Here is a 21,147-nt window from a genome sequence, read left to right on the forward strand (position 1 = left end):
AAGTCCCTCATCCCACGTGTCCTCCGGCGCGGATTATTGCCGGAGGCGCGCGTCCAAAGCGAGATTCAGCGCCAGGACATTCACGCGCGGCTCGCCGAGAACCCCGAAGGTCCGGCCTTCGACCTGCGCGGCGACGAGGTCGCGCACCCGGTCCTCGCTGACGCCTCGCGCACGGGCCACGCGTGCCACCTGGAACAGGGCAGCCTCGGGGGACAGGTCGGGATCGAGCCCGGAACCGCTGGCGGTGACGAGATCCACCGGCACCGTCGCGCCGGGGTTCTCGGCCCTCAGGGCGTCGAGGTCGCCCTTTACGCGCTCGGCCAGGGCGGCGCTGGTCGGTCCAAGGTTGGAGCCGGCCGAGTTGGAGGCGTTGTAGGGCGACGGCACGGTCTTGGCTGCATCGGCCGGATCGGTGGCCACCGTCGCCGAGGGGCGCCCGTGGAAGTAGCGCGGTCTGGTGAAGGATTGGCCGATCAGGCTGGAGCCGATGATCGTGCCGTCGCGACGGATCAGGCTGCCGGCGGCCTTGGCGGGGAAGATTGCCGTGGCGAGGCCGGTCATGGCCAGGGGATAGGCGAGGCCGGTGATCGCCGTCAGTACGACGAAGAGGGCGAGAGCGGGACGCAGGGAGGCGAGCATGGATACAACTCTGGTTCGGACAGGAAGGGGGGTCATGCGAGGTGCAGAGCGTTCACGGCGAGGTCGATCACCTTGATGCCAACGAACGGCACCAGGATGCCGCCGAGGCCGTAGATCAGCAGGTTGCGCCGCAGGAGCGCGGCGGCTCCCACCGCCCGATACGAGACGCCTCGGAGGGCGAGCGGGATCAGCGCCACGATGATCAGTGCATTGAAGATGATCGCCGACAGGATCGCGCTCTGGGGCGAAGCGAGCCCCATGACGTTCAGGGCCTGAAGCTGCGGGTAGAGCGTCAGGAACATCGCCGGGATGATGGCGAAGTACTTCGCCACGTCGTTGGCGATGGAGAACGTGGTCAGGGCCCCGCGGGTCATCAGGAGCTGCTTGCCGATCCCGACGATCTCGATGAGCTTGGTCGGGTCTGAATCGAGATCGACCATGTTCCCGGCCTCACGCGCCGCCACCGTTCCGGTGTTCATGGCGACGCCGACATCGGCCTGGGCCAGGGCGGGCGCATCGTTGGTGCCGTCGCCGCACATGGCCACGAGCTTGCCGTCCGCCTGCTCCCGCCGGATCAGCGCGAGCTTATCCTCCGGCGTGGCCTGCGCCAGGAAATCGTCGACGCCGGCCTCGGCCGCGATGGCCGCCGCCGTCATGGGGTTGTCGCCGGTAATCATCACCGTGCGGATGCCCATGCGGCGAAGTTCGGCGAAGCGCTCGCGGATGCCACCCTTCACGATGTCCTTCAGGAACACGACGCCGAGGAGCTGCCCGTCGCGGGCGACCGCCAGGGGCGTGCCGCCGGCCTTCGCGATGGTCTCCGCGATGGCCCTGATCTCCACCACGGCCTGCGAGTCCTCGACCGGTCGATAGGCGAGCGCCGCATTCGCGCCGCGGGACGCGATCGGCTGTCCTCCCAGAGAGGCGATCACCGCCTCGACCGCACCCTTGCGGATCGACTGTCCGTCGAGGTCGACCCCGGACATCCGCGACTGGGCCGTAAACGGCACGAAGGTGGCGTTCAGGCCCGCCATGTCGCGGGCTCGGATGCCGTAGCGGTCCTTGGCCAGCACCACGATCGAGCGGCCCTCGGGCGTCTCGTCGGCAAGCGAGGCGAGTTGTGCCGCGTCGGCGAGATCGTGCTCGTCCACCCCGCCGACCGGCCGGAATTCGGTCGCCTGACGGTTGCCGAGGGTGATGGTGCCGGTTTTGTCGAGCAGGAGGGTGTCGACGTCACCGGCGGCCTCGACCGCGCGGCCCGACATGGCGAGGACGTTGAAGCGAACGAGGCGATCCATGCCGGCGATGCCGATGGCCGACAGGAGCGCACCGATGGTGGTTGGGATAAGAGTCACGAACAGGGCGACGAGGACGATCAGGGGGATCGCCCCGCCGGCGTAGTTCGCAAAGCTCGGGATCGAGGCGACCGCGAACACGAAGACGAGGGTCAGGCCGGCGAGCAGGATGTTGAGGGCGATCTCGTTCGGGGTCTTCTGGCGGGACGCGCCCTCGACAAGAGCGATCATGCGGTCGACGAAGGTCGAGCCGGCCGCCGCCGTGATGCGGACCCGGATCGCGTCGGACAGGACCTGGGTTCCGCCCGTCACCGCCGACCGGTCCCCGCCGGATTCCCGGATCACCGGTGCGGACTCGCCGGTGATGGCCGCCTCGTTGACGGAGGCGACACCCGCGATGACCTCACCGTCGGACGGGATCAGGTCGCCAGCCTCCACCAGCACCACGTCGCCGACCTTCAGGGCGGTCCCGGGCACCGAGTCCCAGGCATCGCCCGGACCGGTGAGGCGCTTGGCGGTCATCTCGGTGCGGGTCCGGCGCAGGCTGTCGGCCTGCGCCTTGCCGCGGCCCTCGGCCAAGGCCTCGGCGAAGTTGGCGAAGATCAGCGTGAACCAGAGCCAGAGGATGATCTGGCCGGAGAAGCCGAGCCCGGACGCGCCGGTCGCGAGATCGCGGACGAACAGGACGGTGGTCAAGACCGCGACGACCTCGACCACGAACATCACGGGATTGCGGATCATGATCCGGGGATCGAGCTTGCGGATCGAGCCGACGAGGGCCGGGCCGACGAGGGCGGCGCTGAAGAGGGACGTGGAGGAGCGAGACATGATGGGGGGGTCCACGAAGGGGCGCAGGACGGCCGGGCGCGACGCGCCGGGTCCGTGGCTGGTCAGGGTGCGAGGGCACGGCGCGTGAACTCGGCGGCGAGCACCAGGGCGAGGGCGCCCAGGAGGGTGACACCGAGCACCGCCAGGATCAGGTCCGAGAGCCTGGGCGGCCGGGCCCCGGGAATTGGGTGAGGCTGGCGGGTACCGGATCGGAGCCCGTGAAGGTGGTGGCGCCGGACCCGGCGCGGTGGAAGGGCGGGGCGCACCGCTCAGCCGCCCGTCGCGAAGCTCAGGCCTGCGGTGCCCGCCAGGTGCTCGACGATCGGGCCGAGAGCCAGGGACGGGAAGAACGTCAGGCCGCCGACGATCAGGATCACGCCGACCAGCATGCCGATGAACAGCCCGCCATGGGTCGGCAGGGTTCCGGCTGAAGCCGGCACGGTCTTCTTGGCGGCGAGGGCGCCTGCGATGGCGAGGGCGGGGATGATCACGAAGAACCGCCCCACCAGCATGCCGATCGCCAGCGTCGTGTTGTAGAACGGCGTGTTGCCGCTGAGGCCGCCGAAGGCCGAGCCGTTGTTGGCCGCGGCGGACGTGAAGGCGTAGAGGATCTCCGAGAATCCGTGCGGCCCGGCATTGGCGGGGCCGGCGAGGCCGGCGGCCACCACGGTGGCGAGGCCGGTGAATCCCAGCATCATCAGAGGCAGGCACAGGATGGCGAGCATGGCCATCTTCACCTCCCGCGCCTCGATCTTCTTGCCGAGATACTCGGGGGTCCGGCCGACCATGAGCCCGGCGACGAAGATCGCCACGATGACGAATACGAGCATGCCGTAGAGGCCGGCGCCGACGCCGCCGACGATGATCTCGCCGAGCTGCATGTTGATCATCGGGATCAGGCCGCCGAGGGCGGTGAAGCTGTCGTGCATCGCGTTGACCGCGCCGCAGGAGGCGGCGGTGGTCACCACCGCGAACAGCGCCGAGGCGACGATGCCGAAGCGCAGCTCCTTGCCCTCCATGTTGCCGCCCGCGAGCCCGAGCCCATTCAGCACGGAGCTGCCCGCGGCCTCGCTGGCGTACGTGACGAGGACGCCGGCGAGAAACAGCACGCCCATGGCGCCGAGAATCGCCCAACCCTGCCGCTCGTCGCCGACCATGCGGCCGAAGACGTTGGTCATCGCCGCGCCGAGGACGAAGATCGAGACGATCTGGATGAAGTTGGACAGCGCGGTCGGGTTCTCGAAGGGATGAGCCGCGTTGGCGTTGAAGAACCCCCCGCCGTTGGTGCCGAGCATCTTGATCGCGACTTGGCTCGCCACGGGCCCGATTGCGATCGTCTGGGTGGCGCCTTCGAGCGTCGTGGCCTCGATGGAGGCGCCCAGGGTCTGGGGGATGCCCTGTGAGACCAGGAACAGGGTGTAGACCACGCAGATCGGCAGCAGCACGTAGAGGGTGCAGCGGGTCAGATCGACCCAGAACGAGCCAACCGTCCGGGCCGAAGCTCGCGCGAAGCCCCGAACGAGAGCGACCGCGAGGGCAATGCCGGTGGCGGCCGAGAGGAAGTTCTGGTGGGTCAGCCCGAGCATCTGCGACAGGTAGGAGAGGGTGCTCTCGCCGCCGTAGTTCTGCCAGTTGGTATTCGTCACGAAGCTCGCCGCGGTGTTGAAGGCGAGATCCGGCGCCACGGCCCCTTGTCCGGCCGGGTTCAGAGGCAGGACGTCCTGCAGGCGCAGGAGCCCGTAGAGCATGGCGAAGCCGAGGGCGTGGAACGTCAGCATGGCGAGCCCGTAGCTGAGCCAGCTCTGCTCGCCCCGTGCGTCGATGCCGGCCAAGCGATAGAGTCCGGTCTCGACGGGCCGGAGAACGGGCGAGAGAAGGGTACGCTCGCCTTGGAACACGCGGGTCATGTACCCGCCGAGCGGCCTGACGAGCGCCAGCACGATCGCGCAGAACAGCGCGACCTGAATCCAGCCGTTGATGGTCATGGAGGTGGTCCTTGGGAATTCGTCCGGAGGGCGCGTCAGAACCGCTCGGGGCGCACGAGGGCGTAGGTGAGGTAGCCGAGCAGTCCCAGGGTCACGAGGGCGCCGAGGGTGAGGTCGAGGGTCATGAGGGGGATGCTCCCGTCAGCGCACTCAGAGGCGTTCGCACAGCAGGGCGTACCCGGCGGCGAGACCGAAGAAGGCGAGTCCTGTGGCCAGGAAGGCGATGTCGAGCATGAGGGGTCCGATCCTGTGCGGCGGATCGGCCCGGGTCGTCACGACCGATCACGCTCGCCCGGAGCATGGACGGGAACCGCATTAGGGTTCGAGTGAGCGCGCCGCGCGATTTTATAAGGATGGCATGAGGATCGGAGCGCGCGGCGTCGGCGGCTCGAACCCTCGCGAACGGGTCGCTGCCGAGCCGCTGGTATACACGAGGGTCGTCGTCGAGGTCGCGCCGAAAACCCGTCCCCGTCGGCGGCGTTTCATATCCCGCGCCGCTCCCGCGCGGGATGAACAGAAAAATGGCCGATCGGCCTCACCGAACGGAGAAGGGCAGCTGATACGGGCGTCCGAACGGGACGCCGTTGTTCACGGTCTGGACGGGCGAGAGGAAGCCCGTTCCGTCGCGGCGGTTGTTGCGGGTGTCGACCATGGAGAGCGGCCGCTCGACCCATTCCATCACCGAGACGTCGCCCGGCGCACCGACCTGCAGCGTCCCGAGCTTCGCGTCCCGGTCGATCACCCGGGCGGGTGCCGCGGTCGCCATCGCGATGACCTGTTCCAGGCTGAAGCCCAGGGGCAGGAACTTGCTCATCACCAGGGGCAGGAACGGCATGCCCGGCGTATTGCCGGAGACGACGTGCAGATCCGACGAGATCGTATCGGGCGGAGCTCCCTGCGCGATTGCCGCCTCCGCCACGGTGAAATCGAAGGAACCGCCACCGTGGCCGATGTCGAACACGACGCCGCGCTGCTTGGCGGCCAGGGCCGCCGGGAGGAGCTTGCCATCCTGGACGATGTTGGTGAACTGCCCAGCCATGTTGGGCGCGCCCGAGTAGCAGTGCGTGAGGATGTCGCCCGGCCGCAGCAGGTCGAGGATGCGGCTCATCAGGTCGGCAGTCTCGACGCCGCCGATATGCGCCATCACCTTGGCGGGTCGTCCCGACAGCTCACAGGCCTGGATCGCCCGGCGCAGGGGCTCGGCGCCATGCTTGAAGATGACGTTCTCCGACATTCGCACCTTGGCGCCGAGGACGAAGTCCGGGTTCTCCGCGATGGCCAGCGCGCAGGCGTCCACCTGGGCGTTGTCGATGGTGTAGAGTTCCGCGACGGGGAAGGCCGACAGTCCGTGATTGGCGATGTGCACGAAGGCGAACATCCGCGTCCGGGTCTGCGCGGCGATGTGCCGGCGCAGGGCGGCGATGGTGTTGGCGCCCGCGTCTCCGGCGGAGACCACCGTCGTCACGCCGGAGAACGGGACCGTCTCATCGGCCGGGATGCCGATCGCCGAGCCGTAGGGAAAGGTGTGGGCGTGGAGGTCGACGAGGCCGGGCAGCACGAGCTTGCCGGAAGCGTCGATCGTCTGCTTGGCCCGATCCGTCGGCAGATCCGCCGCGAGGGCGGCGATCCGTCCGTGACGGATACCGATGTCGCGCTTTCCGCGCAGGGACTGGCTCGGATCGATCACCTCGCCACCCCGTATCACGAGGTCGAAGGGACCGCCCGGGTCCGGGTCCGCCGAGGCCCCGGTCGTGGCCACGAGGCTCGTGGCGCCCGCCCCAGCGAGCCACGCCCGGCGGGTCAGCGCGTCCATGTCGTCGCTCCGTGGAGGCGGTGGCAGGGCTGGGCAGGCGGAGGGCGGGACCGCCGATGCCGGTCCTGTGGGGCGGGCGGCGCTTGGCACCACGACATCGCTTCTGATCCCTGACCGCGGCGCTCGTTGATTGGCTCCGACGCTCGGGATGCTAGAGGCTGACGGGCACGGTCGGCAATGCTTTTCGAAGATGGGCGTGCGTCGACGGCGGGAAATGGGTGGGGCGAGGTTCGTCCCCTGGACGACCGGCACGCGTTCCGCAGTCACCGCATCCCAATGACGGGTCCCTGAGGCACGAGCCGCCGCACGAGGACTTCGGCAACTCTTTGGACCGGTCCGATCCACAAACAAATTGCATCAACCTAACCGTCGCGATCGACCTGCAGAACGTCGATCGGCGGACCCTGCGTCTCATCGAAGACGCCGGCCGTGAGGCACCGGCCGTAGACGCATCCCGTGTCGAGGTTGGTGCGGTAGGGTTGCCGGTCGGGCATCCCCTCCAGTTGCGGCGTGTGTCCGTGAACCACGTGCTTCCCGAAGTCGAAGGCCGTGCCGAGAAACGGCTCTCGGATCCAGAGGCGGTTCCACATATCGGGATCGACGCCGGTTCGCCCGGGGCGAAAGCCGGCATGGACGAAGTAGTGCGCGGCGTCCTCATGGACGGTGGGCAGGTATGAGAGCCAGGTCAGCACGTCGGGCGGAAACGCTTCCGGGCCGGTGATTCCAAAGGAGCGGAGGGTCTGCCGGCCGCCGTTGCTCAGCCAGGTGGAGGCCCCGTGCGGGTCGCGATAGGCCTCCAGCATCATCTGCTCGTGGTTGCCCATCAGGCAGGTGAGGGCACTCGGAGCGTCGCGCTGAAGGTGCCTGAGAATCTCGATCACCCGGGCGCTCTCGGGACCCCGATCCACGTAGTCGCCCAGGCAGACGATGCGGGCCGGACGCCCGGCCCGGTGCAGGTTGATCCGCTCCAACAGACGGAGCAACGCATCGGCGCAGCCGTGAATATCGCCGATCGCGTAGGTGAGGACGTTCATGCGAAGTCCGGTGACAGCGTTGGGAGCATCCCCGTCGCATGGCAGGAAACGGATGCGCTGAACATCCTTGCGTTGGGCCGGCTCCGGAGCCAACGCCGCGTTCAAGGGTCACGGGCCACGCGACTGTGAAGGCCGGGGCCTAACGGAAGATCTGGATCATCGCCGGGGTCAGGATGACGACGAAGAGTACCGGAAGGAAGAACAGGATCATCGGCACCGTCAGCTTCGGCGGCAGGGCGGCGGCCTTCTTCTCCGCCTCGTTCATCCGCATGTCGCGGCTTTCCTGGGACAGCACGCGCAGGGCCTGGCCGACGGGCGTTCCGTAGCGCTCGGCCTGGATCAGTGCCGTCGTCACCGCCTTGATCTGATCGAGACCGATGCGGTTGGCGAGGTTTTCAAAGGCGATGCGCCGATCCGGCAGGTAGGAGAGCTCGGCGGTCAGGACCGCGAGTTCCTCGGCGAGCACGATGGATTGCCCGACCACCTCGGTGCTGACGCGCCGGAACGCGTGTTCGACGGACATGCCGGACTCGACGCAGATCAGCGTGAGGTCGAGGGCATCCGGCCAGGCAGCCCGGATCTCGGTCTGCCGCTTGCTGGCGCGGTTGTGGAGGTACAACTCCGGGGCCTTGATGCCGAACAGGAGCACGCCGATGACGATCATCGTGCGGATGGCAAACGGCTGATCCAGGACACCGAGCACGAAGAGGTAGAAGATCGCGACCAGAGCCAGAACGATCGGCGTCACCAGGCGGAAGAACAGGAATCCCGTCTCGGCCCCCGGCGACCGATAGCCCGCCATCATCAGCTGCTTGCGGGCGGTCTCCGTCCCGAGCCAACGGCTGAGGTTGAACTGCTCCACCACCCGTTTCATGTAGGCCTTGGGGGCGACCCGGAGCGTCGCCTTGGAGCTCATGCGCTCGCGTTCGCGGCGCCGGATCTCCTCCCGCTCCTCGCCGATCAGCTTCATGCGCTTCCCGAGGCGGTCGGGCTCCAGCATCGGCTGGAGCAGCGCGAAGGCGGTCGCAGCCGCCGCGATGGCGGCGAGGGCGGTGCCGAGGAAGCGCGGCTCGGTGACCTTGGCGGCGATGAGATCCAGCATGCGGTGTCTCCGTACGATCCGACCGGACGAGGATTCGAACTTGATACCGGGTAGGCATCGACGAATCAGACGTCGAAGCTGATCATCTTCTTCATCGTGAAGACCCCGAGCGACATCCAGATCGCGGAACACACCAGGGCAAGTTTCCCGATATCGGTCCGCCAGAGCAGGGAGATGTAATCCGGGCTCGACAGGTAGGTCAGGAGGGCGACGATGAAGGGAAGCGCCGCGATGATGCCGCCGGACGCCTTCGCCTCCATGCTCATCGCCTGAATCTTCCCGGCCATCTTCTTGCGTTCGCGCAGAACCCTGGACAGGTTGGCGAGGGCCTCGGACAGATTGCCGCCGGACTTCGCCTGGATGCTGATCACGATGGCGAAGAAGTTGACGTCCGACACGGGCACGCGCTCGTGCATCTTCATCAGGGCTTCGCCGAGGGACAGGCCGAGAGTCTGGGACTCGACCACCTGACGAAACTCGCTGCGGATCGGCTCCTCGGCCTCCCGCGAGATGATCCGGAAGCAGTCACCCACCGGGATACCCGCACGCACACCACGGGTGATGATGTCGATCGCCGTCGGCAATTCGTTGATGAACGCCTTGATCCGCCGCTTGCGCAGATACGTGATGAGCCAGAGAGGCAGCCCGAAGCCGCCGGCGAAGACCGCGCCCAACCCCGCGAGGGGATTGCCGGTCGCGATCAGGATCACCAGGCCGAACACCACCGCCATCACTGCCGCGACGGCGAAATATTGCTTGCGCGACCAGGACAGGCCGGCGCGGGCCAGCTTCAGCTCCAGCGTGACCCTGGTGCCTTCGCGCTTCGCCTCGACGTCCTTGAGGCTCTTGGCGACCTGCTCGCGGCGATTGACGGTCGCGACCCGGTTTCCCGGCGCCGTCACGACGCTGACGGTGCGACGGCGTTCGGCGGACCGCTTCTCTCCCGAGAGGTAGGGAAAGACGAAGACGTAGGCGAGCCCCCCGGCCGTGAGCGCGAGGAGACCGGAGGCGAGGGCCAGGCCGCCGGCGTTCACAGCCCACTCCCGCCGGCGCTGGCCGCATCGAGGGCCGCCGCGAGCGCTTCGTCCTCGCCGTAGTAGCGCGCGCGCTCCCAGAACCGGGGGCGGCCAATACCCGTGGATCGATGGCGCCCGATGAGCTTGCCGTTCGCGTCCTCGCCGAGCACGTCGTACAGGAAGAGATCCTGGGTGATGATGACGTCGCCCTCGAGTCCCATCACCTCGGTGATGTGGGTGATCCGGCGCGACCCGTCGCGCAGGCGGGTGGCCTGCACGATGACGTCGATGGAGCCGCAGATCATTTCGCGCAGCGTCCGCGACGGCAGACTGAAACCGCCCATGGTGATCATCGACTCGATACGGGCCAGGGCTTCGCGCGGGGAGTTCGCGTGGAGCGTCCCCATCGAGCCGTCGTGACCGGTGTTCATGGCCTGCAGGAGATCGAAGGCCTCCGGGCCGCGGACCTCGCCGACGATGATCCGCTCGGGCCGCATGCGGAGGCAGTTCTTGACGAGGTCGCGCATGGTGACCTGCCCGGACCCCTCCATGTTGGGAGGCCGGGTTTCGAGGCGCACCACGTGCGCCTGCTGGAGCTGCAGTTCCGCCGCGTCCTCGCAGGTGATGATGCGCTCGTCGGCGTCGATGTAGCGGGTCAGGCAGTTCAGCAGCGTGGTCTTGCCGGATCCGGTGCCTCCCGAGATGACCACGTTGCAGCGCACGCGGCCGATGATCTGCAGGATGCGGGCGCCTTCCGGCGAAATCGCTCCGAAGGTCACCAACTGGTCGAGGGTCAGCTTGTCCTTCTTGAACTTGCGGATCGTCAGCACGGGCCCGTCGATGGCCAGCGGGGGCGCGATGATGTTGACGCGCGACCCGTCCGGAAGACGGGCGTCGCAGATCGGCGAGGCTTCGTCGACCCGCCGGCCGACCTGGCTCACGATCCGCTGGCAGATGTTCATCAGTTGCTGATTGTCGCGGAAGCGGACGTTGGTCAGCTGGATCTTGCCGCCGACTTCGATGAAGGCGCGGCTGGCGCCGTTCACCATGATGTCGGCGATGTCGTCGCGGGCCAGCAGCGGCTCCAGCGGGCCGTAGCCGAGCACGTCGTTGCAGATGTCGTCGAGCAGCTCTTCCTGCTCGGCGATCGACAGGACGATGTTCTTAAGGCCGATGATTTCCGAAACGATGTCGCGGATTTCCTCGCGCGCCGATTCCGCGTCGAGACGCGAAAGCTGGGACAGATCGATCGCCTCGATCAATGCCCCGAAGATCATGCTCTTGGTGCGGAAGTAGTCCTCGGACTTGGCCGACTCCGTGACGGGCGCGGGCTCGGGCCGGCGGGGCGCCTCCGCGCGGGGGCGCAGGGCGGAATCGTCGTGGACCGGCAGCGAAACTTCCGGCTTGTCGACCACGGCCGCCGGACGCGGCGCCTGCACCGCTGCGCTGCCGGATCGTCTACCGAACATGGTGCAGCCTCCTGGCGATCAGGTCACGGGGAGCAGGCCGGAGCATCACGACGCCTTGCGACGGGCGAGCTTGGAGAGCAGCGGCTCGAACAGGTTCGGGCGCGCCCGGCGCAGTTCGGCGCGGCCGGTGATCGAGGCGGCGAGCGACGAATAGATCTCGGCCGCCTTCGCGTTGGCCTGCACCTCGCCGATCATCTGCCCGTTGTTGGCGGCGGTCCCAAACAGCGCGGCATCGAAGGGAATCGCGGCCGTGATCGTGGTGTCGAGGGACTTGGCGAACTCGGCCGCGGCGATCTCGGGACGCTTGGGCACCCCGACGCCGTTGAGGATGATGCGGGGCTTGCGATCATTCGGGCGGTTCTGCTGCAGAAGCGTCAGAAGATTCTTGGTGTTGCGCAGGGCGGCGAGCTCGGGACTCGCGACGATCAGGATCTCGTCCGCGCTGATCATCAGCCGTCGCGACCAGGCGGTCCACTGGTGCGGCACATCGAGGACGACGCATGGCACGGCAGCCCGCAACAGGTCGAGCAGATGGTCGAAGGCCGGCTCGGCGAGATCGGTGGTGCGGTCCAGGGTGGCGGGGGCCGCGAGCAGGGAGAGATTGTCGCTGCACTTCGACAGGAGCCGGTCGAGGAGATTCGAATCCAGGCGATCCGGCGCGAACACAGCCTCCGCGATGCCCTGGGGCGGATCCTGATTGAAGTTCAGGCTCGCGGTCCCGAAGGCGATATCGAGGTCGGCGATGACCGTCGCGGTGTCCTGCTCCCGGCCGATCGTCCAGGCCAGGTTGTGCGCGAGAGTGGAGACGCCGACCCCCCCCTTCGCGCCGACGACGGCGACGGTGCGGCCGACCGGCTTGGCGCCCGGCGCCGTGAACAGGTCCGAAATCGCCTGGATGAGATCGATCGGGCGCACCGGCGCCATCAGGTACTCGCTGACGCCTCGCTGGATGAACTGCCGGTAGAGCGCGACGTCGTTGACATGCCCGATGACGACGACCTTCGTTCCCTCGTCGCAGACCTCGGCCAGCGAATCGAGGCATTCGAGCGGGCGCGACTTCGCCCCCTGGGTCTCGATGACGATGACGTTCGGCGTGGGCGCATGCCGATACGCTTCGACCGCCGCCGCGCCACCGCCCATCTGAACCTTGATGTGCGCCTTCTGCAGGCGCCGGTCCGCGCCGGCCGACTCGATCAGCGCCGCGCTCTCCTGCGTCTCGCAGAACGCCTGAATCGTGATCCGCGGCACGGGAGCGATGATGCGCTCGGACGTCTCGTTCAGATCCGTCATGGAGGGAATTCCGGTTCAGGTTGCCGCCGATGCGGGAGCGAAGATGGGGCACGTCGCGGGCGAGACGGTGCGCCCGCCCGACGCGGTTATTGGGAGACCTGCGCCTTGATCGAGGTCTTCCCATCCTGACGCCATTCGATTGACGGATCCTTGCCGTCGCGGATCTTGCCGATGTCGTTCGTCCGCCGGATCGTATCGATCCGACCTTCCGGGCGGGCGCGGACGAGATCGACGGGATCCGCGATCTGCGCGGCGACGTTCGACTGCGTCGCGCAGCCGAAGTTCCAGTAGGCCTCGTTGCGACCGCTGAAGGCCGGATCTCCGACGCCCAGATCCTGGGGCCAGGTTCCGCACTGGCTTCCGCCCCTGGCCTCCATGCGCTGGAAGCTGAGCCGGAGGGGCGCCGCAAGGTTCGGATTGGCCACCGCATAACGGGCGACCACCACCTGGCGGTCGGAGACGCCGCCGTTCAGGCTCATGCGATGCAGGGCCGCGGCCGTCCGTTCCACCGCGGCCGCCGTCCGGGGCGTGCCGCCGGCGGGAACGTCGAGGGCCAGCGTCCCGCGCCCGTAGCGCCGGAATTCCAGCAGGAACGCGTCGACGTCGGCGGCCTGGCGCGGATCGAGATGGCCCGTGCCCGTGACGAACACGTCGAGGGTGCGCACGCCCTCGGCGAGGGCGAGGGGATGCCGCGCGCGGTAGTCGGCCGGATAGAGCGAGCCGGTGGTCACGACGGGATCGGCTCGGCAGGCTCCGAGCAGGGCGGCGACGCCGGCCACGGCCACGAGGGCCAGGGGGGTGCGGAGGGGAGAGGTGGACATCGGGGGAGGGTCCTGCTGAGGCCGGGGCCGGAGCGCCTGGATCGGTCGGGAGAGCGCCGGACTAATCGGTTATGAAGCCGACGCGGCCGCGATAGGCGCTGCCGAGGGGACTGGCGCCGGCGACGCCGTAGAGGCGGTTGAAGCGCCCGAGCAGGATGGCCTGCGCATCCTGCGCATCGACGAAACCGTCATCCGGGCGGGAGACCTGGCGCGGCTCCATCGGCTTGGCGATGTAGGGCGTGACCATGATCATCAGCTCGGTTTCCTGCCGCTGATAATCGCGCGACCGGAAGAGCGCGCCGATGATCGGCAGGTTGATCAGGCCGGGCAAGCCGGTGATCGCCGCCTTGTTGCGCTGCTGGATCAGGCCGGCGGTCATCATCGTCGCGCCGGAGGCGAGCTCGATCGTGGTCTCCGACTTGCGGACGGTGAAGCCCGGCACGGCCGTGGTGGTGCCGGTGAAGTTCAGGTTCAGGGCGTTCTGCTGGTCGATCTCGGTGACCTGGGTGCCCACGCGCACCGAGATCTTGTTCTCCGCCAGCACCACAGGCGTGAAGTTGAGGCTGACGCCGTAATCCTTGTAGCTGACGCTCGGAACGCAGGTTTGGATCGTGCTGGTGCCGACGGAGGTACAGCTCAGGTTCGACGGGACCGGGATCTGCCCGCCGGCCGTGAAGGTCGCGGATTCGCCGGAGATCGCCGTCAGGGTCGGCTCGGCCAGAACACGGGAGACGCCGGCCTGCTCGAAGGCCCGCAGGGTGGCCGTGAGGTTCGCTCCGCCCGGCCCGTTGATCGTTCCGGACAGGAGGTTGCCGGTGGGGAACGAGCCGCCGTTCAGGGCGAGCGGCGCCGTGTTGACGAGGTTCAGGCCGGACCAGCCGCCGCTGAGATTGACGCCGAACTGCTTCAGGACCGTGCGCGACACCTCCACCACGGTGACGCGCAGCATGACCTGATCCTTGCCGCGGATCGTCAGGTTGTTGATGACGGCGCCGCGCGCCGCGGCGCCGGCGGCCGAGATCCCCACGAAGGCATTGGCGATGTCGAGGGCCTGGGCCGCCTCGGACGCCGAGTTGACGGTCCCGGTCAGCACGACCGAATCCCCGGCGGCGCGCACGTCGAAGCGTCCCCCGGCGATGCTCTGGTTCAGGGTCTGGCGCAGCACGTTGAGGTCGCGCGCCACCGTGACGTCGAGAGCCGTGATCTGCCGGCCCTCGGCATCCATGATGAAGATCGACGTGGCCCCGTTCTCCATGCCGATGATGAATACCTTCCGGGTCGAGCGGACGACCGCGTTGGCGACCTTCGGATTGGCGACGAAGACCTCCTTGGCGTCGCGCGGCAGATCGATCACCAGGGAGCGTCCCATGGTGAGATCGATCCGGCGCGAGGTCGCCGCCTCGTTGGTCCCGACCGCGAGGATCGGCGCCGCCGTCAGTCCGCCGGAGGGCTGGCCGTAGCTCGGATTGACCATCGCGTTGGGCAGGATGCCGGCGAGGAGGCAAGCCAGCAGCGGGGTGCGGCGCGCCGCCGGCCAGGGGGAGAGGGTCATCGACGTGTCCTCAGTCATGGTGCGTGTGCTTCCCTCAGCGTCGCGATTGCTGCTTCGCGACGCCGAACCGCACCACGGTCAGGGCCGTCTCCGGACGACCCTCGAGAATGGGCTCGCCCGCGCGCCCGCTATCCACGAGGCTCCGCAGGGAGAGCGAGAGTTGCCCGACTTTCTGGGCGAGCGTGACGGTCTCGGCCTGGGCCGGCGTCAGGGCCAACGTCGCCGTCTGGCCGGTGGCGACGGTGTTGCCGTTCTTCTCCTGGAGGATCTGCCCGATCGCCAGGACGCGCACGTCCTGGAGCAACGTCTCCGAGACCTGCACCTCTGCGCTCCCGCGCGAGGATTCCTCGTCCCGATAGGTCCGGAGCACGTCCACGTGGTCGTTGGGAAGGATGAAGCCGCCTGCCGTGCTGCTGCCGATCGCGTCGATGGTGATGGCGACGGCGCGCATGCCGGCGGGCAGGATCGCGGCCATGAAGCCGCCGTCGGAGCGGGCGAGCTTCTGCGGCCGGATCGGTTCACCGGCGAGGAAACTCGACCGGGCGATCGACCCGACGATCTCATCCATGCCGCGGGGCGAATTGGTGCGGGTGATGTAGCCGCTGGTGACGGCATCGTTGGGCCAGGGCTGCCAACGCAGGTCCGGTGCCTGGATGTTCTGGCCCATCGGCAATTCGGCGGCGGCGACGAGCACGTCCGTCATCGGCACGACGGGAGGCGGAACGATGGCGGCCGGCTGCACGACCGGCCTGTCCTCCCCGCTGATCAACAACGCCGCGCCACCACCTGCCACGAGGGCTATGGCAAGGACGGCCAGTCTGGCTGGTTTCATCGCCGAACTCGAACCTGCGACGGCACATCGCCGTGTCGGTTCAGAGTGGCCTGGCATTCCTCAAATTACGGTTAACAAGGAGTAATCGGTTCGACGCATTGCCGAACCGAGGAGCAATGCCGTTCAGACCGCGACCAGGCGAAGCCAGATGGCCGTGTCGGGCAGCACGAGGAGCGCCGAGAGGGCGAGGGCGATGCCGTAGGGCACGCCGGTCTTCGCATCGTGCAGGTGAAGCACGAAGGGAAGGCGGGCGATCGTGGGCGGGAGCGGCTGCTGGCGCAAGGCGAGGAGCGTCAGGGTCAATGCGCCGCCAGCGAGCGAGGCGATGAGGAGGTAGCCGGCCAGCTGGTCGAAGCCGATCCACAGGGCCGTCGCGGCCGCGAGCTTCGCGTCGCCGCCACCGATGAAGCCGAAGGCGAAGAGCGTGAAGGTCACGACGAGGGTCGCGGCGCCGGCGCCGAGGTGCCCGGCGAGATCGTCCCAGCCCAGGCCGGTGGCGACGGCGAAGACCGCGAAGCCGACGACCAGTGCCACCGAGACGGTGTTGGGGATCAACATCGTCAGGAGGTCCCTGACGGCGGCGTAGGCCATGAGAAACGGAAACACGACGAGGAGGCTGACGCTGGCCATGTCGTTCTCGGTCCTGTCTCTTGCGGGCGCAACATTTCGCGGGCGCGGGTCTCTCGCGGGCGGGAGGCCCTGGGAAACCCCGGCCTTGCCCCATGATCCCGGACCGGGATTAAGAGTCCGTGCCGCGAAACCTGAAAGGTCGCACGCCACGCGCGCGAACGATCCCGCAGATCCGAAACGGAGCGAGGAGCATCGCGGACATCCCGCAATACTCCTCGAAACCGGCAAAATCGGAAGATCTACAGCGAACCGCTCGGCCACCGGGGCCGTAGCCGCGAGACCGTCCCGGGTGCGCGGACCGCGATTACGAGCTCTTGAGGTTGTTCGCCACGGTGGTGAGGGTCGCACGGAGGTTCGTGCCGACCGTTGTCAGAACGGTGACGACGGCGACGGCGATCAGAGACGCGATCAGGCCGTACTCGATCGCGGTCGCGCCGGACTCGTCGGCCACGAAACGCTTGAACATGGTGGTCATGGCAAAACTCCCCTGGAAAGGCATGTGCCGTTCACGCTGTAGGCGTCTCAATCGGCGACAGGTGGAGTGTGCCCCGGCGCCGTTGCCATTGGGTTAAATCGGTCGCCGAAACCCGGGCGGAGGAAACCGCTTCGTGATGTGGTGAAGTGTTGGTTAAAAGCCGCACGCCGCCCTCGGCAGCGGAGCTGGGGGCTCGATCCGAGACTTCTGGTGATCGCACGCGTCGACTTCACGCCACCCGCATTCACGGGCGGTTCCGACGGGGGTCTCTCATCAGAAGTCGGACAACGCGATTATCGGTTCGTTTACCGTACTGGTGTCTCTTGGTCGTCGAGCTTCGGCCGGTGGGTGCGTCCCGATGCACCGAGATCAATCACGATCTGCGTCGTGCCGTGCGGTCCAGTGAGCGTCCGATGCACTCCCCAAACAATCCGTCCCACATCCCTCTCCGGATCCTGACGGCGCTTCTCCTGGCCGGGTACGCCGTCTTCGGATGCGGGTCGGTGCGCGCTCAGGCACCGGACGCGCCGCCGACCATCGTGGCGGTCACGGTCGACAACGCCAAGGTCATGCGCCTGCCCGAGAAGACCCAGACCGTCATCGTCGGCAATCCGATGATCGCCGACGTCGCCCTCCAGCGTAACGGCATCCTGATCCTGACCGGGAAGAGCTTCGGCAGCACCAACCTGATCGCCCTCGACGCCGCCGGCCACATGCTGGCGGAATCCACGATCAGCGTGCAGGCACCGCAGGCGGCCGTCATCACGGTTCAGCGCGGTCTCGAGCGCGAATCCTATTCGTGCACGCCGAATTGCCAGCCCTCGATCCAGCTCGGCGATGCGAACAAGTTCTATGGAGAAGTCAGCAGTCAGGCCGAGAACCGCCGCGCCTTGGCTACCGCTGGCGCCGGACCCACGAATCGCTAGCCCGTTCGCGCGCCGGGAGCCGCGAAGGCCGCTCCCCGGACCTCAACGGACCGGTGTATGCCGCTCGCCGGTCTCGGGCGCCGAGGCCAGGCGAAACCCGTCCAGCCCCTCGACCGTGGCCGCGAGGCCCGCGCGCCGGTCGGCGACGTAGCGCAGCGCGCCGGCGACCACCCGCTCGGAATAGGGTTTCGCGATGACCCCGACCGCGCCGGCGAAATCGTCGGGGATGCGCTTGGCGTTCGCGGTCATGAACACGACCGTGGTGTGAGGATCGGCGCTGAGGGCGCGGGCCACCTCGACGCCGGTGGGGCCGTCGATCAGGTGGATGTCCACGAACGCCACGTCGGGGGAGGTCGCCTGCCCCAGGGCGATCGCGTCCGCAGAATTCCCCGCGACGCCGACCGTGATGTGGCCGAGGTCATCGAGCAGGCATTCCAGTTCGAGGGCGATCAGGACCTCATCCTCGACCACGAGAATCCGCAGGGGCGTCTCGGTCATGGGGAAGCCCATTCGGGCCCCGGCGCCCGATCCGTGATGGGACTCTGGAGGGAGATCGCGTCGAGGGGAACGAGGATCTCGACGCGGGTGCCCGGTGCGACGTCGCTCCAGGCGATCACCCCGCGAAGCTGCCGCACAACCATCTCCACCAGAGAGCGACCGAAGCCGGCCGGATTCGGCGTGCCACCGGCCAAACCGACGCCGTCGTCCTCGATCAGCATGCGCAGGCCGTCGTCGCTGCGCTGCGCGCTGATCGTGATGCGCCCGGGCCTGCTGTCCGGGAATGCGTGCCGGACGGCGTTGGTCGCCAGTTCATGCAACATCAGCGCCAGGGGCGCCGCCATCGCGGCCGATACGGCGATCGAGTCGATCTCCGCACTGACGGCCGTCCGGTCCGTGTCGAGCCCCGCCACCAGCTCCGAGACGAAGTCGTCGGCGAACTCGCGCAGGTCGAACCGCGTGACGTCGCCGGTGGAGTAGAGCATCCGGTGCACCGTCGAGAGGGCGCCAATGCGCTCCGCCATGCCCTGCAGGGCATCCTTGGCCTCTCCGCGCGGGGTGCGCCGCGCCTTGAGAAGCATCAGCGAGGAGATGACTTGGAGGTTGTTCTTGACCCGATGGTCGACCTCGTGAAGGAGCGCGGTCTTCTGCTCGAGGGCGGCGCGAAGGTGGGCGGTCTGCTCCCCGACCCGTCGTTCGAGCTCGTCGTGCGCGTCCTTCATCGCGACTTCGGTCCGGTACTTGCCGGTCATGTCGGCCTGCGCCGAATAGAAATGCACGATCTGCCCCGTCTCATCGTGCACCGGGGCGACCGTCATGCCGTTCCAGAACGAGGTCCCGTCCTTCCGGTAATTGACCAGCTCGATCTCGATGGGTCGCCCCGCGATCACCGCGTCGCGCAACCGACGCACGGCCCGCGGATCGGTCTCGGGTCCCTGCAGCATGCGGCAGTTCCGACCCGAGATCTCCTCCCAGGCGTAGCCGGTCAGGCTCAGGAAGGCCTCGTTCGCCCAGACGATCGGGTTGTCGTGCTGGCGCGGGTCGGTGAGGACCATGGGCGTCGGACTCGCGGTGAACGCCGCCACGAATGCGCCTGCGCTGATGCCGAGGCCGTGTGCTCCGGTGGCCGGCGTTTCCCTATGCGTCATGATCGGCTTCAGCCAAGACGAGACACCCGAAATGTTGACCTGAACGTTGGCCCGTCGCCGGTCCACTCGGGCGCGACCACAGACTTGAACTGCCGGGAAACCCCGCCGTCAACACCTGGATCGAGGAACCTCTTGGAGGCGATCGGGCCGCTAACAGGAAGATGCGAGACCTCGCGTTAAGATTTCGGAAGGCATGCTGCCGATGGTAAGCGATGCGCCACGGCACGCGGGCCCGGCGACAGCCCCGTGCCGGGGCGGCGCGGAGGCCTGCTATGGTCTGCGGGCATCAAGCCTTTCGGCCCCCAGGAGTTCCATGCCATGGCCCAAAGCGACGCGCTGGAGATCCCGAGCCGCCGCCTCCGACTGAGGGACATCGTCGAGGATCCCCGGATCCTCCTGATGCTCGCCCTGGGCTTCTCGTCGGGATTGCCGCTGCTGCTGGTCCTCGGGACCTTCTCGACGCGCCTCGCCTACTCGGACGTCGACATCAAATCGATCGGCCTGTTCAGCTATCTGGCGCTCCCCTACAGCCTGAAGTTCTTCTGGGCCCCGATCATCGACCGGTTCGACGTGCCGGTGCTGAGCCGGGCGCTGGGCCGCCGCCGGGCCTGGATGATCGCGACCCAGTGCGCGGTCGCCCTGTCGCTGAGCCTCATGGCCTTCGCCGATCCCGGCACCAGCCTGGCGCTTCTCGGCCTCGGTGCGTTCCTCGTCGCCTTCTGCGCCGCGACGCAGGACGTGGTCATCGACGGCTGGCGCATCGACGCAGCCGGCACGGACCTGCAGGGGGTGATGGCCGCCACCTCGAACCTCGGCTACCGCCTCGCCCTGATGTCGGCCGGCGCCGGAGCCCTCTTCATCGCCAGCGCCTATGGCTGGAACGTCGCCTACCTGTCGATGGCGGCCCTGATGGCCGTCGGCATGGTGGCCGCGCTGCTCGCCCCGGCCTACGACCGCGCGATCACCGACGCGACGCCGGCCGCCCCGGCGAGGACCTGGACCTTCCGGGGCGCGGTGCTGGAGCCCCTCACCGAACTGCACACGCGGCTCGGCGCCCGCCTCTGGGCGATCCTGCTCCTCGTCGCCCTCTATCGCCTGCCGGACTTCATCTCCGGCGTGATGGCGAGCCCCCTCTACCGGGAGGTGGGGTTCAGCCTCGTGGAGATCGGAGCCGTCTCGAAGCTCTACGGCATCTGGGTCGGCATCGCGGGCGCCTTCGTGGGCGGCTGGGCCATGACGCGCTTCGGCCTGTTCCCCACTCTCGTGGTCGGCGCCTTCCTGGGTGCGGCCTCGAACCTCGCTTTCTCATGGCTGTCCTTCGGCGGACCGGAGGTCTGGCGTCTCACGGCGACGATCTCGATCGACAACTTCTGCGGCTCCTTCGCCGGGATGGCCCTGATCGCCTACATGTCGAGCCTGACCGCGCCCGGCTTCGCGGCGACGCAGTACGCACTCTTCTCCTCGCTCTATGCGCTGCCGGGCAAGCTCGTGGCCGGCACCTCCGGCTTCGTCGTGGCGGCCTACGGATATCCGGTCTTCTTCGCCTTCACGGCGGCGGTCGGCATCCCGGTGGTCGTCCTCTGCCTGCTGGTCGGCCGGGCGGGCGGGCGAAAGGTGTTCGCCGCCGAAGCGACCGCGACGGACCCGGTCCGCCCCGAAGCGGCCGCGGGCGACGAGATCGGCGGGAACCATCCGCGGGGCCCCGGCCTTGCTTCCACCGGCCAGGATCACCCTGGCGCAGGCCGGCCCGCGAAACCCCACCCGGCACACGGATGAGACAGCAGACGTGAGCAA

General features: G+C 68.1%; 21 protein-coding genes. 2 read left to right on the plus strand and 19 right to left on the minus strand.

What is annotated here, in order from left to right; translation table 11 throughout:
• Positions 1 to 33 precede the first annotated feature (33 nt).
• From ASF18_RS10325 to ASF18_RS10395, 17 genes are all read right to left on the minus strand, one after another.
• Entirely contained in the window at positions 34 to 639 is a 606-nt protein-coding gene (locus ASF18_RS10325; RefSeq protein ID WP_056351290.1) for a K(+)-transporting ATPase subunit C, read from the minus strand.
• A 32-nt stretch (positions 640 to 671) separates the two neighbouring features.
• Entirely contained in the window at positions 672 to 2,762 is a 2,091-nt protein-coding gene (gene kdpB / locus ASF18_RS10330) for a potassium-transporting ATPase subunit KdpB (protein ID WP_056351292.1), read from the minus strand.
• A gap of 62 nt (positions 2,763 to 2,824) precedes the next feature.
• The gene (locus ASF18_RS22985; protein WP_056222440.1) at positions 2,825 to 3,028 is read right to left on the minus strand and encodes a hypothetical protein; all 204 of its coding nucleotides are present in this window, start codon (positions 3,026 to 3,028) and stop codon (positions 2,825 to 2,827) included.
• A gap of 3 nt (positions 3,029 to 3,031) precedes the next feature.
• Positions 3,032 to 4,747, minus strand: a complete 1,716-nt coding sequence (gene kdpA / locus ASF18_RS10335; protein WP_056351294.1) for a potassium-transporting ATPase subunit KdpA — start codon at positions 4,745 to 4,747, stop codon at positions 3,032 to 3,034.
• Positions 4,748 to 4,782: 35 nt separating this feature from the next.
• Complete coding sequence (locus tag ASF18_RS10340; RefSeq protein WP_036267122.1) at positions 4,783 to 4,872, minus strand: K(+)-transporting ATPase subunit F; 90 nt, start codon at positions 4,870 to 4,872, stop codon at positions 4,783 to 4,785.
• A gap of 25 nt (positions 4,873 to 4,897) precedes the next feature.
• The gene (locus tag ASF18_RS25055; protein ID WP_274534757.1) at positions 4,898 to 5,023 is read right to left on the minus strand and encodes a hypothetical protein; all 126 of its coding nucleotides are present in this window, start codon (positions 5,021 to 5,023) and stop codon (positions 4,898 to 4,900) included.
• 259 nt (positions 5,024 to 5,282) lie between these two features.
• Entirely contained in the window at positions 5,283 to 6,560 is a 1,278-nt protein-coding gene (locus tag ASF18_RS10345; protein ID WP_056351296.1) for an amidohydrolase/deacetylase family metallohydrolase, read from the minus strand.
• Between the two features lie 362 nt (positions 6,561 to 6,922).
• Positions 6,923 to 7,594, minus strand: coding sequence for a metallophosphoesterase family protein (locus tag ASF18_RS10350; protein ID WP_056351298.1), 672 nt, complete (start codon positions 7,592 to 7,594; stop codon positions 6,923 to 6,925).
• 139 nt (positions 7,595 to 7,733) lie between these two features.
• Entirely contained in the window at positions 7,734 to 8,696 is a 963-nt protein-coding gene (locus tag ASF18_RS10355) for a type II secretion system F family protein (RefSeq protein ID WP_056222428.1), read from the minus strand.
• 65 nt (positions 8,697 to 8,761) lie between these two features.
• Positions 8,762 to 9,730 carry a type II secretion system F family protein gene (locus ASF18_RS10360; RefSeq protein WP_056351300.1) on the minus strand — a complete coding sequence of 323 codons (969 nt, stop codon included), beginning with the start codon at positions 9,728 to 9,730 and terminating at the stop codon, positions 8,762 to 8,764.
• Positions 9,727 to 11,181: a CpaF family protein gene (locus ASF18_RS10365; RefSeq protein ID WP_056222422.1), complete on the minus strand. Its 1,455-nt coding sequence runs from the start codon at positions 11,179 to 11,181 to the stop codon at positions 9,727 to 9,729. The genes ASF18_RS10360 and ASF18_RS10365 overlap by 4 nt, the downstream gene beginning before the upstream one ends.
• Positions 11,182 to 11,226: 45 nt before the next feature.
• Positions 11,227 to 12,471, minus strand: coding sequence for an AAA family ATPase (locus tag ASF18_RS10370; RefSeq protein ID WP_056222418.1), 1,245 nt, complete (start codon positions 12,469 to 12,471; stop codon positions 11,227 to 11,229).
• A gap of 86 nt (positions 12,472 to 12,557) precedes the next feature.
• Positions 12,558 to 13,292, minus strand: coding sequence for a CpaD family pilus assembly protein (locus ASF18_RS10375; RefSeq protein WP_056351303.1), 735 nt, complete (start codon positions 13,290 to 13,292; stop codon positions 12,558 to 12,560).
• 61 nt (positions 13,293 to 13,353) lie between these two features.
• The gene (locus ASF18_RS10380) at positions 13,354 to 14,766 is read right to left on the minus strand and encodes a type II and III secretion system protein family protein (protein ID WP_156648059.1); all 1,413 of its coding nucleotides are present in this window, start codon (positions 14,764 to 14,766) and stop codon (positions 13,354 to 13,356) included.
• Positions 14,767 to 14,878: 112 nt separating this feature from the next.
• The gene (gene cpaB, locus ASF18_RS10385; RefSeq protein ID WP_056351308.1) at positions 14,879 to 15,676 is read right to left on the minus strand and encodes a Flp pilus assembly protein CpaB; all 798 of its coding nucleotides are present in this window, start codon (positions 15,674 to 15,676) and stop codon (positions 14,879 to 14,881) included.
• Positions 15,677 to 15,799: 123 nt separating this feature from the next.
• A complete protein-coding gene (locus ASF18_RS10390; RefSeq protein ID WP_056274464.1) occupies positions 15,800 to 16,306 on the minus strand; it encodes a prepilin peptidase in 507 nt (168 codons plus the stop codon).
• A gap of 304 nt (positions 16,307 to 16,610) precedes the next feature.
• Positions 16,611 to 16,781: a Flp family type IVb pilin gene (locus ASF18_RS10395; protein WP_056222398.1), complete on the minus strand. Its 171-nt coding sequence runs from the start codon at positions 16,779 to 16,781 to the stop codon at positions 16,611 to 16,613.
• A 503-nt stretch (positions 16,782 to 17,284) separates the two neighbouring features.
• On the opposite strand from ASF18_RS10395, the gene ASF18_RS10400 reads away from it, so the two are divergent.
• Entirely contained in the window at positions 17,285 to 17,707 is a 423-nt protein-coding gene (locus ASF18_RS10400; RefSeq protein WP_244472656.1) for a pilus assembly protein N-terminal domain-containing protein, read from the plus strand.
• A gap of 42 nt (positions 17,708 to 17,749) precedes the next feature.
• Here ASF18_RS10400 and ASF18_RS10405 read toward each other — a convergent pair whose 3' ends face one another.
• The gene (locus tag ASF18_RS10405) at positions 17,750 to 18,205 is read right to left on the minus strand and encodes a response regulator (protein ID WP_082487410.1); all 456 of its coding nucleotides are present in this window, start codon (positions 18,203 to 18,205) and stop codon (positions 17,750 to 17,752) included.
• Positions 18,202 to 19,353, minus strand: a complete 1,152-nt coding sequence (locus ASF18_RS10410; protein WP_056274469.1) for a histidine kinase dimerization/phosphoacceptor domain -containing protein — start codon at positions 19,351 to 19,353, stop codon at positions 18,202 to 18,204. Before ASF18_RS10410 ends, ASF18_RS10405 begins: the two co-directional genes overlap by 4 nt.
• Before the next feature lie 318 nt (positions 19,354 to 19,671).
• On the opposite strand from ASF18_RS10410, the gene ASF18_RS10415 reads away from it, so the two are divergent.
• Positions 19,672 to 21,129: an AmpG family muropeptide MFS transporter gene (locus ASF18_RS10415; protein ID WP_056351311.1), complete on the plus strand. Its 1,458-nt coding sequence runs from the start codon at positions 19,672 to 19,674 to the stop codon at positions 21,127 to 21,129.
• Positions 21,130 to 21,147: the final 18 nt, after the last annotated feature.

The sequence above is a fragment of the Methylobacterium sp. Leaf89 genome (assembly GCF_001422215.1).
Taxonomy (GTDB): Bacteria; Pseudomonadota; Alphaproteobacteria; order Rhizobiales; family Beijerinckiaceae; genus Methylobacterium.

Excerpts from the sequence above, each read along its gene's own strand:
- ASF18_RS10325 (WP_056351290.1), bottom strand. The coding sequence starts at position 639 with ATGCTCGCCTCCCTGCGTCCCGCTCTCGCCCTCTTCGTCGTACTGACG.
- kdpB (WP_056351292.1), bottom strand. The coding sequence starts at position 2,762 with ATGTCTCGCTCCTCCACGTCCCTCTTCAGCGCCGCCCTCGTCGGCCCG.
- kdpA (WP_056351294.1), bottom strand. The coding sequence starts at position 4,747 with ATGACCATCAACGGCTGGATTCAGGTCGCGCTGTTCTGCGCGATCGTG.
- ASF18_RS10340 (WP_036267122.1), bottom strand. The coding sequence starts at position 4,872 with ATGACCCTCGACCTCACCCTCGGCGCCCTCGTGACCCTGGGACTGCTC.
- ASF18_RS10345 (WP_056351296.1), bottom strand. The coding sequence starts at position 6,560 with ATGGACGCGCTGACCCGCCGGGCGTGGCTCGCTGGGGCGGGCGCCACG.
- ASF18_RS10350 (WP_056351298.1), bottom strand. The coding sequence starts at position 7,594 with ATGAACGTCCTCACCTACGCGATCGGCGATATTCACGGCTGCGCCGAT.
- ASF18_RS10355 (WP_056222428.1), bottom strand. The coding sequence starts at position 8,696 with ATGCTGGATCTCATCGCCGCCAAGGTCACCGAGCCGCGCTTCCTCGGC.
- ASF18_RS10365 (WP_056222422.1), bottom strand. The coding sequence starts at position 11,181 with ATGTTCGGTAGACGATCCGGCAGCGCAGCGGTGCAGGCGCCGCGTCCG.
- ASF18_RS10370 (WP_056222418.1), bottom strand. The coding sequence starts at position 12,471 with ATGACGGATCTGAACGAGACGTCCGAGCGCATCATCGCTCCCGTGCCG.
- ASF18_RS10375 (WP_056351303.1), bottom strand. The coding sequence starts at position 13,292 with ATGTCCACCTCTCCCCTCCGCACCCCCCTGGCCCTCGTGGCCGTGGCC.
- ASF18_RS10380 (WP_156648059.1), bottom strand. The coding sequence starts at position 14,766 with ATGGTCAATCCGAGCTACGGCCAGCCCTCCGGCGGACTGACGGCGGCG.
- cpaB (WP_056351308.1), bottom strand. The coding sequence starts at position 15,676 with ATGAAACCAGCCAGACTGGCCGTCCTTGCCATAGCCCTCGTGGCAGGT.
- ASF18_RS10390 (WP_056274464.1), bottom strand. The coding sequence starts at position 16,306 with ATGGCCAGCGTCAGCCTCCTCGTCGTGTTTCCGTTTCTCATGGCCTAC.
- ASF18_RS10395 (WP_056222398.1), bottom strand. The coding sequence starts at position 16,781 with ATGACCACCATGTTCAAGCGTTTCGTGGCCGACGAGTCCGGCGCGACC.
- ASF18_RS10405 (WP_082487410.1), bottom strand. The coding sequence starts at position 18,205 with ATGACCGAGACGCCCCTGCGGATTCTCGTGGTCGAGGATGAGGTCCTG.
- ASF18_RS10410 (WP_056274469.1), bottom strand. The coding sequence starts at position 19,353 with ATGACGCATAGGGAAACGCCGGCCACCGGAGCACACGGCCTCGGCATC.
- ASF18_RS10415 (WP_056351311.1), top strand. The coding sequence starts at position 19,672 with ATGGCCCAAAGCGACGCGCTGGAGATCCCGAGCCGCCGCCTCCGACTG.